This is a genomic window from Bradyrhizobium sp. LTSP857 (genome assembly GCF_000938285.1).
Lineage (GTDB): Bacteria > Pseudomonadota > Alphaproteobacteria > Rhizobiales > Xanthobacteraceae > Bradyrhizobium.
In genome coordinates, this window is sequence record NZ_JYMS01000049.1 from 277,306 (window position 1) to 293,951 (window position 16,646).

At 63.7% G+C, this 16,646-nt stretch carries 16 protein-coding genes; 3 read left to right on the forward strand and 13 right to left on the reverse strand.

Going from position 1 to position 16,646, the window contains the following annotated elements; translation table 11 throughout:
* Positions 1-21: 21 nt before the first annotated feature.
* Positions 22-468, forward strand: a complete 447-nt coding sequence (locus tag UP06_RS34695; RefSeq protein ID WP_045008188.1) for a hypothetical protein — start codon at positions 22-24, stop codon at positions 466-468.
* Positions 469-670: 202 nt separating this feature from the next.
* Here the strand turns inward: UP06_RS34695 and UP06_RS34700 are convergent, their stop codons facing one another.
* From UP06_RS34700 to UP06_RS34710, 3 genes are read right to left on the reverse strand one after another with little or no spacing between them, the layout of a single operon-like run.
* Positions 671-1,906 (reverse strand): RluA family pseudouridine synthase, encoded by a 1,236-nt coding sequence (locus UP06_RS34700; RefSeq protein WP_045008189.1) that lies wholly within the window; start codon positions 1,904-1,906, stop codon positions 671-673.
* A 57-nt stretch (positions 1,907-1,963) separates the two neighbouring features.
* Complete coding sequence (locus UP06_RS34705) at positions 1,964-3,295, reverse strand: replication-associated recombination protein A (protein ID WP_045008190.1); 1,332 nt, start codon at positions 3,293-3,295, stop codon at positions 1,964-1,966.
* Positions 3,292-4,698, reverse strand: a complete 1,407-nt coding sequence (locus UP06_RS34710; RefSeq protein WP_045008191.1) for a DegQ family serine endoprotease — start codon at positions 4,696-4,698, stop codon at positions 3,292-3,294. Before UP06_RS34710 ends, UP06_RS34705 begins: the two co-directional genes overlap by 4 nt.
* Positions 4,699-5,014: 316 nt before the next feature.
* Between UP06_RS34710 and UP06_RS34715 the strand changes: the two genes are divergently transcribed.
* Positions 5,015-6,646 (forward strand): OprO/OprP family phosphate-selective porin, encoded by a 1,632-nt coding sequence (locus UP06_RS34715; RefSeq protein ID WP_045008192.1) that lies wholly within the window; start codon positions 5,015-5,017, stop codon positions 6,644-6,646.
* Between the two features lie 41 nt (positions 6,647-6,687).
* Here UP06_RS34715 and UP06_RS34720 read toward each other — a convergent pair whose 3' ends face one another.
* On the reverse strand, positions 6,688-7,071 hold the full coding sequence (locus UP06_RS34720; RefSeq protein WP_045008193.1) for a winged helix-turn-helix transcriptional regulator: 384 nt from the start codon (positions 7,069-7,071) through the stop codon (positions 6,688-6,690).
* Positions 7,072-7,204: 133 nt separating this feature from the next.
* On the opposite strand from UP06_RS34720, the gene UP06_RS34725 reads away from it, so the two are divergent.
* Positions 7,205-8,218: a zinc-binding alcohol dehydrogenase family protein gene (locus tag UP06_RS34725; protein ID WP_045008194.1), complete on the forward strand. Its 1,014-nt coding sequence runs from the start codon at positions 7,205-7,207 to the stop codon at positions 8,216-8,218.
* 60 nt (positions 8,219-8,278) lie between these two features.
* On the opposite strand, the gene hisC is transcribed toward UP06_RS34725, so the two are convergent.
* The 9 genes from hisC to secY all read right to left on the reverse strand — a co-directional run bounded on the left by hisC (position 8,279) and on the right by secY (position 16,593).
* Positions 8,279-9,337: a histidinol-phosphate transaminase gene (hisC, locus tag UP06_RS34730; protein ID WP_045008195.1), complete on the reverse strand. Its 1,059-nt coding sequence runs from the start codon at positions 9,335-9,337 to the stop codon at positions 8,279-8,281.
* 199 nt (positions 9,338-9,536) lie between these two features.
* Positions 9,537-10,325, reverse strand: a complete 789-nt coding sequence (locus UP06_RS34735) for an SDR family NAD(P)-dependent oxidoreductase (protein WP_045008196.1) — start codon at positions 10,323-10,325, stop codon at positions 9,537-9,539.
* 121 nt (positions 10,326-10,446) lie between these two features.
* Positions 10,447-11,286, reverse strand: a complete 840-nt coding sequence (locus tag UP06_RS34740) for a c-type cytochrome (protein ID WP_245305623.1) — start codon at positions 11,284-11,286, stop codon at positions 10,447-10,449.
* Positions 11,287-11,405: 119 nt separating this feature from the next.
* Entirely contained in the window at positions 11,406-11,822 is a 417-nt protein-coding gene (gene rplQ / locus UP06_RS34745) for a 50S ribosomal protein L17 (RefSeq protein ID WP_045008197.1), read from the reverse strand.
* A 122-nt stretch (positions 11,823-11,944) separates the two neighbouring features.
* Positions 11,945-12,976 carry a DNA-directed RNA polymerase subunit alpha gene (locus UP06_RS34750; RefSeq protein ID WP_045008198.1) on the reverse strand — a complete coding sequence of 344 codons (1,032 nt, stop codon included), beginning with the start codon at positions 12,974-12,976 and terminating at the stop codon, positions 11,945-11,947.
* Positions 12,977-13,087: 111 nt separating this feature from the next.
* Positions 13,088-13,477: a 30S ribosomal protein S11 gene (rpsK, locus tag UP06_RS34755; RefSeq protein WP_007603045.1), complete on the reverse strand. Its 390-nt coding sequence runs from the start codon at positions 13,475-13,477 to the stop codon at positions 13,088-13,090.
* Between the two features lie 123 nt (positions 13,478-13,600).
* Positions 13,601-13,969 (reverse strand): 30S ribosomal protein S13, encoded by a 369-nt coding sequence (rpsM, locus tag UP06_RS34760; protein ID WP_045008199.1) that lies wholly within the window; start codon positions 13,967-13,969, stop codon positions 13,601-13,603.
* Between the two features lie 187 nt (positions 13,970-14,156).
* On the reverse strand, positions 14,157-14,990 hold the full coding sequence (locus UP06_RS34765) for an adenylate kinase (RefSeq protein ID WP_045008200.1): 834 nt from the start codon (positions 14,988-14,990) through the stop codon (positions 14,157-14,159).
* Between the two features lie 271 nt (positions 14,991-15,261).
* Positions 15,262-16,593, reverse strand: a complete 1,332-nt coding sequence (secY, locus tag UP06_RS34770) for a preprotein translocase subunit SecY (protein ID WP_045008201.1) — start codon at positions 16,591-16,593, stop codon at positions 15,262-15,264.
* Between the last annotated feature and the right edge of the window lie 53 nt (positions 16,594-16,646).

Genomic DNA, 16,646 nt, shown 5'->3' on the forward strand with positions numbered 1-16,646 from the left:
CCGATAAAGCGAGCGGCAGGAATGAGGGAACTTGCGGGCATTGTGGCCCTGTTCGCCGGGCTTTGGCTGGCCGCGGCGGAGGCCGGCTTCCGGACCCCAGAATCGCTGGTGCGCAACGTCTATGCCTATTACGGTCAAGGCGCCCCCGAATTGTCCAAAGGCCTGCCGCGGGATGCCGCAACCGCCCGGCAGTTCTTCGACCCCTCCTTACGCAAGGTGTGGTCCGCGCCGCGGGCTGAGCCCTATGATTTCCTGGTCCAGAGCCCGACCTGGAAGCTCGGCCCGGTCTCGGTCGCAATCCTGCGCAAGCAATACGACAAGACCTATGTCGCGGCGAATTTCGACAATCACGGCCGGCGGGTGACGCTGAATTTCATTCTGGTCAACGGGCCCGAGGGATGGCTGATCACGGATGTCGAGAGCCCGCATGACAGCTTGCGGATGTTTCTGGAGCAGTTTCGGAATTGAGTGGTGTGTGAGTGGGGAGCGCAACCACGGGTGTCGTCCCGGCGAAGGCCGGGACCCATACTTCGCAGCAGAACTTTGGCGAAGGCCAGCAGTTGGAATTCGTTCGTCGGTACGAAGACCGCACGCCACAGATAGATTCCGCGGTATGGGTCCCGGCCTTCGCCGGGACGACGCCGGAGAAACACCGCGCTCCACAGCGCCCTTACTCCTCAGGCGCGTTCTCGATCGGATCAAATCTGCTCGCGTCCAACCCGAGCAGATTCCACGACTGCTGCATGTGCTGCGGCAGCGGCGCGGTGGCGTCGATCACGCCGCCGCGCGGATGCGGGATCACGATGCGGCGCGCCAGAAGATGCAGCCGGTTTTGCAGGCCGCCCGGCAATTGCCAATTCTCGATGTTGAAATATTTGGGATCGCCGACGATGGGATGGCCGATATGCTCCATGTGGGCACGAAGCTGGTGGGTACGGCCGGTGACCGGCTTCAGCGATACCCAGGTCAGCTTGTTGCCGGCAGTCTCGACCACCGCGTAGTAAGTGATCGCGTGGCTCGCGCCCTCGTCGCCATGCTGGGCGATGCGCATGATGGTGTCGTCCTCGCTTTCCTCTTTTGCGAGGAAGGTCGAGATGCGACCCTGCTTCGGCTTCGGCAGACCCGGCACCAGCGCCCAATAGGTTTTCCGCGCTGACCGGGAGCGGAAGGCACCGGTCAGATGCGAGGCGGCAAAGCGCGTCTTGGCGATGAGAAGACAGCCGGCCGTGTCCTTGTCGATCCGGTGCACAAGCCGCGGCTTCTGGCCCTTGGAGTCGCGCATCACCTCCAGCATCTGATCGATGTGCCGCGTCGTGCCGGAGCCGCCCTGCACCGCAAGCCCGAACGGCTTGTTCAGCACGAGAACGTCGTCGTCCTCGTAGATCGTCATCTCCTTCAGCGCGGCGAGCGTCTTTTGCGCGGCTTCCGACAGCGAGCCGGGCGCCGCCTTCGGTGCGTCGAGCTTCAACGGCGGAATGCGAACGCTCTGCCCCTCCTCCAGCCGGTCCTTGCTGTCGACGCGTTTGCCATCGACGCGCAGCTCGCCTTTGCGGACGACACGCTGGATGTGGGAGAACGACAGGCCGGGAAAGCGCGCTTCCAGGAAGCGATCGACCCGCATGTTGTTCTCGTCGGCCGTGACGGTGACGGTCTGCACCTTGGTCGGCAACAGCACCTCGACGGGCTCTGCCGCGGCCGGCGTCTCCAGCGCAGCCTTCTTTTCCAACGCAGCCTTGGGCGCGCGCCGCTCGGTGCGTTCGGCCGCAAAGCGCGGCGGTTTCCCGCCCGGCTTAGCCCCGGGCCGCGGCCCGGCCTTTTTCGCGCTGCGCGCCTTGAACGGACGTGAATCGTCACGCTCGTCACGCGAACGGGGCTTTGGGTTCATTCTCTTGATGCGGCGGCTCATGGCTGCCTGCCTAGCTCAAAAGCGGCCTCACGTCACGGCGAAATGGCGATTTTGGCTTTAGCCGCCCCGCTCCTTCCGCAGCTTGGCCCAGTAATCCAGCCGCTTCCGGATCTCCCGCTCGAAACCGCGCTCGGGCGGGTCGTAGAAGGTCTGACGTCCGAGGGCCTCCGGAAAGTAATCCTGGCCGGAGAAGGCGTCGGGCGTGTCGTGGTCGTATTCGTAAGCTGCGCCGTAGCCTTCCGACTTCATCAGCTTGGTCGGGGAATTGAGGATGTGTTTTGGCGGCAGCAGCGAGCCGGCCTGCTTGGCGGTCTGCATGGCCGCGCCGAAGGCGGTGTAGACCGCGTTCGATTTCGGCGCGGTCGCGAGATAAACCACGGCTTGCGCGATGGCGAGCTCGCCCTCGGGAGACCCGAGAAAATCGAAGGCATCCTTCGCCGCATTGGCGATGACGAGGGCCTGCGGATCGGCGAGCCCGATGTCCTCGACCGCCATGCGCACGACGCGGCGAGCCAGGAACAGCGGATCCTCGCCGGCATCGAGCATGCGCGCCAAATAATACAGCGCCGCATCGGGATCGGAGCCACGCACCGACTTATGCAGGGCCGAGATCAAATTGTAATGGCCGTCGGCGGACTTGTCGTAGATCGGCGCGCGGCGCTGCAAAATGTCCTGCAACTGCGCGGCGTCGAACATCTCGTCCTTGCGGGCAGCGCGCCAGACCTCTTCGACGAGCGTGAGCGAGGCGCGGCCATCGCCGTCGGCCATGCGCACGAGCACCGCGCGTGCCTCGGCATCCAGCGGCAGCTTGCGGCCCTCGACGTCCTCGGCATGCACGAACAGCTTTTCGATCGCAGCCGCGTCGAGCGAATGAAACACCAGCACGCGTGCGCGCGACAGAAGCGCCGCGTTGAGCTCGAAGGACGGGTTCTCGGTGGTGGCGCCGACCATCACCACCGTGCCGTCTTCCATCACAGGCAGAAACGAATCCTGCTGGGCGCGGTTGAAGCGATGCACCTCGTCGACGAACAAGAGCGTGCCCTTGCCCATCTCGCGGCGGGCACGCGCGGCCTCAAAGGCTTTCTTGAGGTCGGCGACGCCGGAGAACACCGCGGAGATCTGCTCGAAATGCAGGTCGGTCGCATCCGCCAGCAGCCGCGCCACCGTGGTCTTGCCGGTGCCGGGCGGGCCCCAGAACACCAGCGAGCCCAGCGTGCGCGTCGCCAGCATGCGCGTCAGCGCGCCGTCGGGGCCGAGGATGTGATCCTGGCCGACCACCTCCGACAGCGCACGCGGCCGCAGGCGATCCGGCAGCGGATGCGGGGCTTCGTGATCGAGCCCCGCCGCGGCAAAGAGAGTTGGCGTCTCCTGTGGTCGCTTCGGACTCATCCGCCCAGCGTGACGTTGATCTGCTGGCCGCCGCGCACCAGCGTGATGCGCCAGAGCCGCTGGCTTGCCCCCGCCGCCTTCTCGAGGTCGTCGGTCTTGCCGATCTTCTGATTGTTGACGGCGAGGATGATGTCGCCCTTCTGGAAGCCGACACTGGCCGCAGGCGAATCGCCGCCGAGCTCCGTGATGACGACACCTTCGGTGTCGGCATCGAGATGCAGCTCGTCGGCAACTGCCGGCGTGATGGTCGAGACCTTCGCGCCCTGGAACGGCGAGCGCGCGGTGATGACGAGCTCGTTGCGACCCGAATCCGGCGCGGTCTCCAGTGCCACCGTCAGCTTCGTCGGCTTGCCGGCGCGCTGCACGTCGATCTGCGCCGTGCCGCCGAGCGGCCGGGTGGCAAAGCGATAGTCGAAGGCGTTGGGATCATCCACGGCCTGGCCGTCGATGCCGGTGATGAGGTCGGAGGATTTCAGGCCGGCCTTCGCTGCCGGGCCGTTCGGCACGACGCTTGCGACCAGCGCACCGGTCGGCGAGCGCAGGCCGAGACTTTCGGCGATCTCGGGCGTCACCGCCTGCAATTTTGCACCGAGCCATGGCCGCTTCACCGCCTTGCCGCCGCCCTTGGCGGAGGCCACGACAACGCGCACCATGTTGGAAGGAATCGCGAAGCCGATGCCCTGCGAGCCACCTGAGCGCGAATAGATCGCGGTGTTGATGCCGGCGAGCCTGCCATTCATATCGACCAGCGCGCCGCCGGAATTGCCGGGATTGATCGCCGCGTCGGTCTGGATGAAGAACTGGTAGTCGGTGATGCCGACTTGCGTGCGCGCAAGCGCCGAGATGATGCCGTGGGTCACGGTCTGGCCGACGCCGAAGGGATTGCCGATCGCGAGCACGACGTCGCCGACCATCAGCTCATCCGAATTGGTGAAGTCGAGAGCCGGAAACTTCTCTTTGGTATCCTTCAGGCGCAGCACCGCGAGATCGCTGCGGGGATCCTTGAGCACGATCTCGGCCTCGAACTCGCGCTTGTCCGACAACGACACCTTCACCTGGTCGGCGCCTTCGATGACATGGACGTTGGTGACGACGAGCCCGGACGCATCGACGATCACGCCCGAACCGAGCGAGCGCTGCACCTGCTCCTGTTGCTGGCCCGGCACGCCGAAGAAGCGGCGGAAGATCGGGTCGTCCAGCAACGGATTGCGGTTCTGCACCACCTTGGCGGCATAGACGTTGACGACCGCCGGTTGTACCCGCTGCACGATCGGCGCATAGGACAGCCGCAGTTCGGCCGGTGACGACGGGACGCGACGGTCCTGCGCGGAGGCCGGATTGAGACTGGCCGAAAAAGCTATGCACGATGCCGTGACGACGGCGGTCAAGATCGCTCGAAACATTCCTACCTCTTGGAAAAGACGCCGGAATATAGGCGCGTTCGCCCCCCAATAGAAGGGCGCCTGGCGGCAATATTCAGCCCCCTTCCGGTGTGGCCGACACGCAAGCACTGCGTGCAAAATGACAATTGGACTGACGCCGCGGATTGGCATGACGCCCATCATCTTGCATGCTGGCCGGTGGCGGATTCGGCTGCGGCGAATTTGCATCAGGCGGAACCATTGCAGCCGTGGCGCGCCGTCGCGGGACAGTCATCGATCGTTCTTAGGCTCTCCCGTTGCGACTTGGGGAAGTTGGTCTAACCGATGGAGTGGTGACGTGAGCAGGACAAGAATTGCAGCCGCAGCGATTGGTCTCGCCGGCGCGCTGGCGGCCTCGCAGGCCCAGGCACAATCAGCAAGCAACAGCGAGCAGGAGATCGCGCTGCTGAAGCAGCAATTGAAGATGCTGGAGCAGAAGCTCGACAAGCTGCAAAGTCAGACCGCCGCGAACACGGCGGCCACGGCGAAGACCAAGGCCGAAGCGAAGGCCGAGGCCAAGGCCGAAGCGCGCTCGGAGGCGAAAGCGGTCGTCGCCAATGCCAATGCGGCGATCCCGCTCAAGGGACCGGCGCCCGCGTCCGGTGTCGTGGTGACGATGCCAAACAACCGGCCGACCATCTGCACGGCCGACGGAGCGAACTGCGTCGCGATCACGAGCCGCGTGCACTGGGACGTCGGCGGCTATGACTATCGTCCCAATACGGCAGGCACCGTGCCGCAGAAACTCGACAGCGGCGAGAACGTCCGTCGCGCACGCATCGGTGTCGTCGGCAAATTCCTCGAAGACTGGAATTTTGCGCTGGTCTACGACTTCGGCGGTTCGGCTGACGGCTTCGGCGGCACGGGCGCCGCCGGCGCTACCCCTGTCGGCTTCCTGCCCGGCGGCGGCACATCCGGCATCGAGAACGCGTATTTGAGCTACACGGGGCTGAAGCCTTTTGGCGGCAAGATGGCGATTGAAGCCGGCGTCATGGACATTGCCTGGACCCTCGATGAGGCCTCGAGCTCCAACGACATTCCCTTCATGGAACGCGCCTCTGTCGGCGTGATCGCGCAAAACATCGCCGCCGGCGATTTCCGGTCTGCCGTCGGCGCGCGCTGGTACAACGACGTGTTCTGGGCCGGCGCTTACGTGACTGGCCCGACCACGGGTGCCATTCACTCAGCGTCGAGCGCCTCACCTCCTGGCACCAGCGAGCAATACGGCGCGACCGCCCGCGTTGCAGGCCAGCTCGTCAGTGGCAAGGATTATTCGCTGCATCTCGGCGGCGACGCACAGTGGCTGATCCAGCCGCCGCGCAATCTGGTCGCCAACACGCAAACACTCACGCTCAGCGATCGTCCCGAGCTGCGAATTGACCCCACAACGCTGATCTCGACCGGTGCGATTGCCAACGTTTCGGGCGCGCAGGTCTATGGTGTGGAAGCCGCGGGGAACTATGGTCCGCTCTTTTTCCAGGGCGAATACTACTGGTTCAACATCGATCGCAGTGCGAATACCGCCGTGCCGCCGATCGGCGCCTCGAGCCTGAAATTCCAGGGCGGCTACGCAGAAGCGGCCTATGTCCTGACTGGTGAAACCCGCAGGTACAATGCAGCCAATGCCTCCTATGCCGGCATCAAGCCGGAGCATCCGTTCTCGATCGAAGGTGGTGGCTGGGGTGCCTGGGAAGTCGCGGGCCGTGTGAGCCAGATGGATCTCAACAATCAGCTGGCGACCGCCGCGGGCATCGCCGGCGGACGGCAGACCGTCTACACGCTGGCGCTCAACTGGTACGTCAACGGCAACGTTCGCTTCATGCTCGACTACCTGCATGGCAATATCTCCAAGCAGGCTTCGCCGGTCTCGACGGCGGATGTCGGCGCGAAGTTCGACGCGGTGGCGATGCGCACGCAGTTCGCGTTCTGATGCGATCACGTCCGGGAGCGGCACAGTCCGCTCCCGGATCTTCAAGCTGCGCGCTTCGCCTTCTTGACCGGCTCCGCCTCGGGCGCCGGCGCACAGGACAGCCGCTGCTGATGGCCCTCGCCCCAGACCTTGAGAATGTCGATCACCGGCCGCAAGCTCTCGCCGAGCTCGGACAGGCAATACTCGACCCGCGGCGGCACCTCGGCATAGACCTTGCGAATGATGAGCTTGTCCTCCTCCAGCGCGCGCAGCTGCTTGGTCAGCATGCGCTGGGTGATGCCGGGCATCCGGCGGCGCAGCTCGCCGAAACGCTGGGTGCCGCCTTGCAGATGGTAGAGGATCACGCCCTTCCATTTGCCGTCGATCAGGTCCAGCGTCGCCTCGACCGCGCAGCCCGGACGCCAGCTAAAATCTCGCCGTTTCATGCCTGTTTTCCCAATAGTATCCAAACAGAGACTATATCCCCAAATTTACAGTACTTGCAAAATGGGAGCTATCCCGACAGTTAACAGGCCGGGCGCACATAATGATCTGTGCGCCATCTGATGGAGACAAGCCATGAAGGCCGTCGGCTACAAAAAATCGCTTCCGATCGAGGATGCGGATTCACTGATCGATTTCGAGACCGCAAAACCCGAGCCAAAGGGGCGCGACATCCGCGTTGCCGTGAAGGCGATCTCGGCCAATCCGGTCGACTACAAGATGCGCAAGCGCGCCGCCCCGGCCGAGGGCGAAGTGAAGATCCTGGGCTATGACGCGGCCGGCGTGGTCGACGCGGTCGGCCCCGAGGTGACGCTGTTCAAGCCGGGCGACGAGGTGTTTTACGCGGGCTCGATCCAGCGCCCGGGCACCAACTCCGAATTCCATCTGGTCGACGAGCGCATCGTCGGCAACAAGCCGAAGTCGCTCTCGTTTGCGCAGGCCGCTGCTCTCCCCCTTACCTCCATCACTGCGTGGGAATTGCTGTTCGACCGGCTAGGCGCCGTGCCGGGCAAGAGCGTCGATCCGCGCACGCTGCTGATCACCGGCGGCGCCGGCGGCGTCGGCTCGATCCTGATTCAGCTTGCCCGCCGCCTCACCGGGCTGACGGTGCTCGCCACCGCGACGCGACCGGAATCGCAAAAATGGTGCTTCGATCTCGGCGCGCATGCGGTGATCGACCACGGCAAGCCGATCAAGGAGCAGATCGAGAAGCTCAAGCTGCCGCCGGTCGCGCTGGTGGCGAGCCTCACCTTCACCGAGCAGCACTACAAGGCGATCGCCGATGTCATGGCGCCGCAGGGTAGGTTCGGCCTGATCGACGATCCGCCGGAGTTCACCGTGAGCGCGTTCAAGGGCAAGGCGATCTCGGTGCACTGGGAATCGATGTTCACGCGTTCCTCGTTCCAGACGCCGGACATGATCGCGCAGCATCATTTGCTCAATGACGTTGCCGACCTCATCGACAAGGGTGTGCTGCGCACTACGCTCGACCAGACCTTTGGCACGATCAACGCGGCCAACCTCAAGCGCGCGCACGCGCTGCTCGAGAGCGGCAAGTCGCGCGGGAAGATCGTGCTGGAGGGGTGGTAGCAGCCACAACGCCGATGCGTAGGGTGGGCAAAGGCGCATCCGCGCCGTGCCCACCTGTCGCTATCTCAATATCCGCGACAAGGCCGACAACAGCCGGTCGATCTGTTCATCCGTGCCGACGGTGATCCGCAGATAATCCGAGATACGGGGAGCGGTGAAGTGCCGGACGATCACCGCCTGCTCCCGCAGCGCCGCCGCAAGCGCGGCGCCTTGATGCGCGGGATGGCGCGCGAAGACGAAGTTGGCCAAGGACGGCAGCACCTCGAAACCAGCTCCCTCAAGTCCGCTGGTCAGCCGCTCCCTGCCCTCGATCACGCGAGCGCGGCTCTCCTGAAAATAGGTTTCGTCCTCCAGTGAGGCGATGGCGCCGGCCTGGGCCGGTCGGCCCAGCGGATAGGAATTGAAGCTGTCCTTCACACGGGTCAGCGCTTCGATCAGATCGGCGTCACCGATGGCATAACCGATCCGCAGCCCGGCCAGGGCGCGGGACTTGGACATGGTCTGGACGACCAGCAGATTTCGATGGGAAGCAACCAGCGGGATCGCGGTCTCTGCGCCGAAATCAACATAGGCCTCGTCGATCACCACCGGCGCGTCCGGGTGGTCCTCCAATAGCGCAACGATCTCGCGGCGAGACAGCGCGATCCCCGTCGGCGCGTTCGGGTTCGGTACGATCAGGGCACCGGCCGGCCGACGATAATCAGCGACGCGGATTCGCATGGATTGATCGAGCGGCACAGCATCGTAGGCGATGCCGAACAGACGGCAGTAGACCGGATAGAAGCTGTAGGTGATGTCGGGAAAGAGCAACGGGGCATCGTGCTTCAGCAGAGCGGCGAAGGCATGCGCCAGCACTTCGTCAGAGCCGTTGCCGACAAACACCTGTTCAGGCTGCACCCGATGGTAGGCGGCCAGGGCCACCCGCAACGCGGTGGCTTGTGGGTCCGGATAAAGACGCAGCGTGTCGGCCGCTTCGCCCCGGATCGCTTCCAGGGCGCGCGGAGAAGGACCAAGCGGGTTTTCATTGGTGTTCAGCTTGACCAAATCCGCGATGCGGGGCTGTTCGCCCGGCACGTAGGGCTTCAGATCATGCGTCAAGCTGCTCCAGAAACGGCTCATTTTTCTGTCCGGATCCCTTTGATCTACGTCGGCGCTAAGCTGCCTCGACGAATGTCAGCTTTGCAGGGCGGGCAAAGGCGCATTTGCGCCACGCCCACCATCTTCTCAATACACGCAATCAAAGTGGTGGGCACGCTTCCGCCTTCGCTCTACGAGCTACGGCGGACAAGTCGCTTGGCCGACCCTACCATTCCTCGTGCTAGGCAATCGTATTGACGATGCCGCCCTCTGCCCTCAACGCCGCGCCGTTGGTCGCGGATGCTTCCTTGGACGCAACATAGATCACCATGTTGGCGATCTCCTCGACGCTGGCGAAGCGCTGGATCAGCGAGCTCGGGCGGTGTTGTTTGACGAAATTGGCCGCGGCTTCGTCCACTGACTGGCCGTTCTGCTTGGCGAGATCCTTCACGAAGGTCTCGACGCCCTCGGACATGGTCGGGCCCGGCAGCACGGAATTGACGGTGACGCCGGTGCCGCGGGTGAGCTGCGCCAAGCCACGCGCGACCGAGAGCTGGGCCGTCTTGCTCATGCCGTAGTGGATCATCTCGACGGGGATATTGAGTCCGGATTCCGAGGAGATGAAGACGATGCGGCCCCAATTGCGTTTCAGCATGCCGTTCAGATAGGCGCGCGAGAGCCGCACGCCGCTCATCACATTGACCTCGAAGAAGCGTGTCCAGTCTTCATCCGGGATGTCGAAAAAGTCCTTTGGCTCGAAGATGCCGGCATTGTTGATGAGGATGTCGACCTCGGGCAGCGCCGCGACAAGCGCCTTGCAACCCGCCGCAGTCGAGACGTCGGCGGCGATGCCGCGCACCTTGCCGCCCGCCGCTTCCAGCTTGCGCACGGCCGCATCGACCTTGTCCTGGCCGCGGCCGTTGATCACGACACTGGCGCCCGAGCCGGCAAGGCCCTTGGCGATGGCGTGGCCGATACCGGCGGTCGAGCCGGTCACGAGTGCGGTCTTTCCGGAAAGGTCGATGTTCATGCGATATCTCCATTGATGTCGGTGGAGATATCGTGCGGTACACAAGCCGCTTCAATCACCCCTCACCGACGCGTGAGCTTGCACGGCGCGCGAAGAGCGCGCGTTTGCCTACCCTACGGCGCTATTGGCGCGCCGGCAGCATCCGGACAAACGCGACGATGGCGTCGAGGTCCTGCGGCGTCATCGTCGCGTAGCCAGCATAGGCCATTGGCGGCTTGAGCTTGTGGCCATCGCGCGCGATGCCTTGCGTAATCGCACGTTTTATTTCGTCATCACTCCAGCCGCCCAGGCCGACCGCGGGATCCGCGGTGATGTTGGCGGAGACGGATTCGCCCCACGGCCCCTTGAACGTCCGGCCGCCCTTGCCGCTGGCGGCCGCGAAATCGTGCACCACGGACGGGCCCTCCGGCGTGTGACATTCGAGGCAATGGGCGATGGTCAGGAGATAGCGGCCGCGCGCGAGCTTGTCGGCCAATTCGGGCTCGCTCGCCTGCTTGCCGGCATAGGTCGGCGTTTCCGGCTTCAGCGCGATCTTGTATTCCGGCGCGGGCGTTTCGTGATGTATGGCCGGCACCGAGCGCAAGTAAGCGGTGAGCGCATCGAGATCGCGGACCGTGAGCACGGTGTAGAATTCGGTCGGCATGATCGGCGCGACCGCCGTCCCGTTCGGCTTGATGCCGCTGACCAAAAATCGCTTCAGCTCTGCATCGGTCCAATTGCCGATGCCGGTGTCCCTGTCCGGTGTGATGTTGGAGCCGGTGACCTTGAAGGCCGGCTCGTCAAAGGTCTGTCCGCCGGAAAGCGCGCGCGTGAGATCGAGGCCCTGAGGGCCCCGCGGGGTGTGGCAGTTGTGGCAGACCATTACGCTGTTGACGAGATAGGCGCCGCGCTCGACCAGCGTCTCGCCGAAGGCCGGCGTCATCGAGAGCGCCAGCGCAATCCCAAACACAATCCTCATCATAGCCCCCCGGCCAGAATCGCGTTCACCAAGACGATCATGCGCGGCATGAGATATCGCCGCTTCACACAAAAAAGCGGCGCCCAGGGGCGCCGCTTTCTCAAAACTCAGTACCGGTCGGCTTACGCCGCCTCGGCTTCCTTCGCCAGCACCGGACCGGAGTCCTTGCCCTTGGCATCGACGTCGCGGTCGACGAACTCGATCACGGCCATCGGCGCGTTGTCGCCGTAGCGGAAGCCAGCCTTGATGATGCGGGTGTAGCCGCCCTGACGATCCTTGTAGCGGGCCGCGATCGTGTCGAAGAGCTTCCTGACCTGATCCTTGTCGCGCATCTCGGAGATGGCCTGGCGGCGCAGGGCCAGTCCGCCCTTCTTGCCGAGGGTGACGAGCTTCTCCACGATCGGGCGCAATTCCTTCGCCTTCGGGAGCGTGGTGACGATCTGCTCATGCTTGATCAGCGCGGCGCACATGTTCGCAAACATCGCCTTGCGATGCTCGGCGGTGCGGTTGAGCTTCCGATGAACCTTGCCGTGACGCATATGTCTATTCCTTACGTAAAAAACTGCCGCGACGGTTCGTCGGACGTTTTGCTCAGGTGGGCTGCCTGCGTTCGCCCGCTAAAGCGCGATGAATTCGCGCTTTAGCCTGTCGTGAGTTCGGATCAGTAATGATCCTCGAAGCGCTTGGCGAGCTCGTCGATGTTTTCCGGCGGCCAGCCCGGCACTTCCATGCCGAGGTGCAGACCCATCTGAGCCAGCACTTCCTTGATCTCGTTCAGCGACTTGCGGCCGAAGTTCGGGGTACGGAGCATTTCCGCTTCCGACTTCTGCACGAGGTCGCCGATGTAGACGATGTTGTCGTTCTTCAGACAGTTGGCCGAACGCACCGACAGCTCGAGCTCGTCCACCTTCTTGAGGAAGGCAGGGTTGAAGGCGAGGTCCGGGATGATCTCCTGGGCGACTTCCTTGCGCGGCTCTTCGAAGTTGACGAACACGTTGAGCTGGTCCTGGAGGATACGCGCGGCATAGGCCACGGAATCATCCGGCGTCAGCGCGCCGTTGGTCTCGATCGTCATGGTCAGCTTGTCGTAGTCGAGGATCTGGCCCTCGCGGGTGTTCTCGACCTTGTAGGAGACCTTGCGGACCGGCGAGTACAGGCTGTCGACCGGAATCAGGCCGATCGGCGCGTCCTCGGGACGGTTGCGTTCGGCCGGCACATAGCCCTTGCCGGTCGCGACCGTGAACTCCATACGGATCTCGGCGCCCTCGTCGAGTGTGCAGATCTGGAGGTCCGGGTTGAGCACGACGACGTCGCCCACCGTCTGGATGTCACCGGCGGTGACGACGCCCGGGCCCTGCTTCTTCACGACCATGCGCTTGGGGCCTTCGCCCTGCATCTTGATCGCGATGTCCTTGATGTTGAGCACGATGTCGGTGACGTCCTCACGGACGCCAGCGATCGAGGAGAACTCGTGCAGCACGCCGTCGATGTGCACCGACTGCACCGCCGCGCCCTGGAGCGAGGAGAGCAGGATGCGGCGCAGCGCGTTGCCGAGGGTCTGACCGAAGCCGCGCTCGAGCGGCTCGGCGACGATGGTCGCAAAGCGGATCGGATCGCTGCCAGGCTGGACCTGGAGCTTGTTCGGCCGAATCAGTTCTTGCCAATTTTTCTGGATCGTCACTGTTTCACCCATACAGGCCAGTCAAACTGCTGTTGCAGACACTGGCGTTGGAGAAAGGCCGCGGATCATTCCCGCGGCTTTGCAAAAAGTCATCGCGGGCGACGATGCGCCCGCAACTTCGTATCAGACGCGCCGACGCTTGCGCGGACGGCAGCCGTTGTGCGGGATCGTGGTCACGTCGCGAATCGAGGTGACGGTGAAGCCCGCGGCCTGGAGCGCGCGCAGCGCCGATTCGCGGCCCGAACCGGGACCGGCGACTTCGACTTCCAGCGTGCGCATGCCATGTTCCTGCGCCTTCTTGGACACGTCTTCAGCTGCGACCTGCGCGGCATACGGGGTCGACTTGCGCGAGCCCTTGAAGCCCATCGTGCCGGCCGAGGACCAGGCAATCGTGTTGCCCTGCGCGTCGGTAATGGTGATGGTCGTGTTATTGAACGACGAGTTCACGTGCGCAACGCCGGAGGCGATGTTCTTGCGCTCACGACGACGAACGCGGGTGGCTTCCTTGCCCATAGAGTACCTTTCCTGAAGATCTCAAACGCCGCCGTAATGCCAGCGGCTACACCTGTGGAACGAAAGACGCGTGGCGAACGGGCTACCCCTGTTCGCCACACGCCGCGATCGGATTCGAAAAACTTACTTCTTCTTGCCGGCGATGGCCTTGGCCGGACCCTTGCGCGTGCGCGCATTGGTGTGGGTACGCTGACCGCGCACCGGCAGACCGCGACGATGACGCAGGCCGCGATAGCAGCCGAGGTCCATCAGACGCTTGATGTTGATACCGACCTCACGACGCAGATCGCCCTCGACGAGATAGTCGCGGTCGATGACTTCGCGGATCTGAAGCACTTCGGCATCGCTGAGCTGATTGACGCGACGATCCGCGGGGATCTTCACCTTCTCGATGATCTCGCCGGCGATCTTCTCGCCGATGCCATGGATGTACTGGAGCGCGATCAGCACGCGCTTGTTGGTGGGGATGTTCACGCCGGCAATACGGGCCAAGGCCTTCTCTCCTGTCGCCGATCCCTCGTCAGGAATCGCGCTTTAAGTGCTTGTTTTCTCGGGCAGGTGTTCACAAACGCGAACACGACGCCCACCCCCGGTCTTCCTGGGGCCCGGCATCGTCTGAAACTATCCGACTTGGATGCGGGGCTTATTAAGGGATTCAGGGGGCTTTCGTCAACCGCTGCTAGCGCTTAGCTCGCTTTTTCGTGACCTTTTTTGCGGCCTTTTTGGCACCCTTTTTGACAGCCCTCTTGGGGGCCGTTTTGGGCGCCTTCTTCACGGCCTTCTTGGCCGTCTTTTTGGCCGATTTAGCGGATTTTTCGGCCTTTTTGGCTGTTTTCGCCGGCTTTTTGGCCGCCTTGGCTTTCTTGGCCACCGTTTTGGCGGGGGCTGATTTTGCCGCGCTCCGGTTGTGGCTCTTGGGTTCGATCGCCCCCAGCGCCAGCAACAGGCGGTGGATAGCGCGGGTTACCTCGTCGATGGCCATCATGCCATCGATGGTCGAGAGCTTCCGCCGCTCGGAATAGTAGTGAATCAGGGGTTCCGTCAGGCTGCGGTAGCTGGCTAACCGCTTGGTCAGGACCTCCGGGGTGTCGTCGACCCGGACCTCCTCGCCGCGCTCCCGCATCTGGGCCACACGGGTCTCGACGCGACTCAAAAGCGCACTCTCGTTGACGCGAAGCTCGATCACCGCATCGAGCTTCATGTGCTTGTGCTTGAGCAGCTCGTCCAGCGCCTCGGCCTGCGGCACGGTGCGCGGGAAACCGTCGAGAATGAAACCGTGCCTTGCGTCCGGCTGATCGATCCGATCGGAGATGATTCCAACCACGACCTCGTCGGGCACGAGCCCGCCGCCGGCCATGATTTCCTTGGCCTTCAGCCCGACCGGCGTTCCGGCCGCGACGGCTGCGCGCAGCATCTCGCCGGTCGAGAGCTGGACGATGCCATAGCGCTGCAACAGCAGCTGCGCCTGGGTCCCCTTGCCCGACCCCGGCGGCCCCAGAAGTATAATTCTCATCGGCGTACGCCCCCCGGATTGGTGAGCGATATGTCGCGCACCTGTGTTTGAAGTTCGATAAACAGTGCAAACCATAATCGGCGCCGCACCGCTACCCATATCATAGGGGAGCGGATGCCCGGACGCCAAGAAGGCCTTTGAAATCAGTGATTGCGTCGCAGGGAGAGCAGCTCTGCCGATGCGACCGAACGGTCGGTCCTGCACCTCAAAGAAGCCGCGCACCTGCGCGCGCGGCGAATCGGCGATGTTAGTCCAAAGAGGACGCCGGGCCTTAGCGGCGACGGCCCCGCAGCTTCGACTTCCGGATCAGCCCTTCATACTGATGGGCGAGCAGATAGCCCTGCACCTGCGCCACCGTGTCCATGGTGACACTGACGACGATCAGCAGCGAGGTGCCGCCGAAGTAGAACGGCACCGAGGCGTAGGAGATCAGGATCTCCGGGATCAAGCAGACGATCGCCAGGTAAATCGCGCCGAGCACGGTGACGCGCGACAGCACGTAGTCGATATATTCCGCAGTGCGCTCGCCAGGACGGATGCCCGGGATGAAGCCGCCGTGCTTCTTCAGATTGTCCGCGGTCTCGGTCGGGTTGAACACGATCGCGGTATAGAAGAAGGCGAAGAACACGATCAGCGCCAGATAGAGGATCAGGAACAGCGGGCGGCCGTGGCCGAGCTGGGTAGTGATCCACTGGAACCATTCCGGCCCGCTGCCCGCATTGAAGTTCGCAACCGTGGTCGGCAGCAACAGCAGCGAGGACGCGAAGATCGGCGGGATCACGCCCGAGGTGTTGAGCTTGAGCGGCAGATGCGAGGACTGGCCCTCGAACATCTTGTTGCCGACCTGGCGCTTCGGATACTGGATCAGGAGCCGGCGCTGCGCGCGCTCCATGAACACGATGAAGGCGATCACGGCGACCGCCATCACGATCACGACCAAGATGAGGCCGGTCGACATCGCGCCCTGACGACCGAGTTCGAGCATGTTGGCGAGCGCCGCCGGCAGCTCGGCGACGATGCCGGAGAGAATGATCAGCGAGATGCCGTTGCCGATGCCGCGCGAGGTGATCTGCTCGCCCAGCCACATCAGGAACATGGTGCCGCCGGTCAGCGTGATCGCCGTGGAGATCCGGAAGAACATGCCGGGGTCGCTGACGACGTTGCCGGCGCCCTCGAGACCGACCGCGATGCCATAGGACTGGAACGCGGCCAGGATCACGGTGAGATAGCGGGTGTACTGGTTCAGCAGCTTGCGGCCGGACTCACCTTCCTTCTTCAGCGCCTCGAGCTGTGGCGAGACGGTGGTCAGGAGCTGGATGATGATCGAGGCCGAAATGTACGGCATGATGTTCAGCGCGAAGATAGCCATGCGGTGGATGCCACCGCCGGCGAACATGTTGAACATGCCGAGGATACCGCCCGCCTGGGAGCGGAACACCTGCTCCCAGATGTTGGGATCGATGCCGGGCAGCGGTATGTAGGTGCCGAGCCGGTAAACCAGCAGCGCGCCCAGGGTGAACCAGATGCGCTTCTTCAGCTCGTCGGCCTTGGCGAACGCGCCGAAATTGAGGTTGGCTGCCAGTTGTTCCGCTGCTGAGGCCATATTGGACTTTCTCCCGCCGCCGTTTACGCCGTCATGCCCGCAGCCGGGCAACT

Bases quoted from the DNA above. Each gene is read 5' to 3' on its own strand.
- UP06_RS34705 (WP_045008190.1), bottom strand. From the start codon at position 3,295: ATGAGTCCGAAGCGACCACAGGAGACGCCAACTCTCTTTGCCGCGGCG.
- UP06_RS34710 (WP_045008191.1), bottom strand. From the start codon at position 4,698: ATGTTTCGAGCGATCTTGACCGCCGTCGTCACGGCATCGTGCATAGCT.
- UP06_RS34765 (WP_045008200.1), bottom strand. From the start codon at position 14,990: ATGAGAATTATACTTCTGGGGCCGCCGGGGTCGGGCAAGGGGACCCAG.
- UP06_RS34720 (WP_045008193.1), bottom strand. From the start codon at position 7,071: ATGAAACGGCGAGATTTTAGCTGGCGTCCGGGCTGCGCGGTCGAGGCG.
- UP06_RS34740 (WP_245305623.1), bottom strand. From the start codon at position 11,286: ATGATGAGGATTGTGTTTGGGATTGCGCTGGCGCTCTCGATGACGCCG.
- UP06_RS34750 (WP_045008198.1), bottom strand. From the start codon at position 12,976: ATGGGTGAAACAGTGACGATCCAGAAAAATTGGCAAGAACTGATTCGG.
- UP06_RS34725 (WP_045008194.1), top strand. From the start codon at position 7,205: ATGAAGGCCGTCGGCTACAAAAAATCGCTTCCGATCGAGGATGCGGAT.
- secY (WP_045008201.1), bottom strand. From the start codon at position 16,593: ATGGCCTCAGCAGCGGAACAACTGGCAGCCAACCTCAATTTCGGCGCG.
- rplQ (WP_045008197.1), bottom strand. From the start codon at position 11,822: ATGCGTCACGGCAAGGTTCATCGGAAGCTCAACCGCACCGCCGAGCAT.
- UP06_RS34700 (WP_045008189.1), bottom strand. From the start codon at position 1,906: ATGAGCCGCCGCATCAAGAGAATGAACCCAAAGCCCCGTTCGCGTGAC.
- hisC (WP_045008195.1), bottom strand. From the start codon at position 9,337: ATGAGCCGTTTCTGGAGCAGCTTGACGCATGATCTGAAGCCCTACGTG.
- UP06_RS34735 (WP_045008196.1), bottom strand. From the start codon at position 10,325: ATGAACATCGACCTTTCCGGAAAGACCGCACTCGTGACCGGCTCGACC.
- rpsK (WP_007603045.1), bottom strand. From the start codon at position 13,477: ATGGGCAAGGAAGCCACCCGCGTTCGTCGTCGTGAGCGCAAGAACATC.
- UP06_RS34695 (WP_045008188.1), top strand. From the start codon at position 22: ATGAGGGAACTTGCGGGCATTGTGGCCCTGTTCGCCGGGCTTTGGCTG.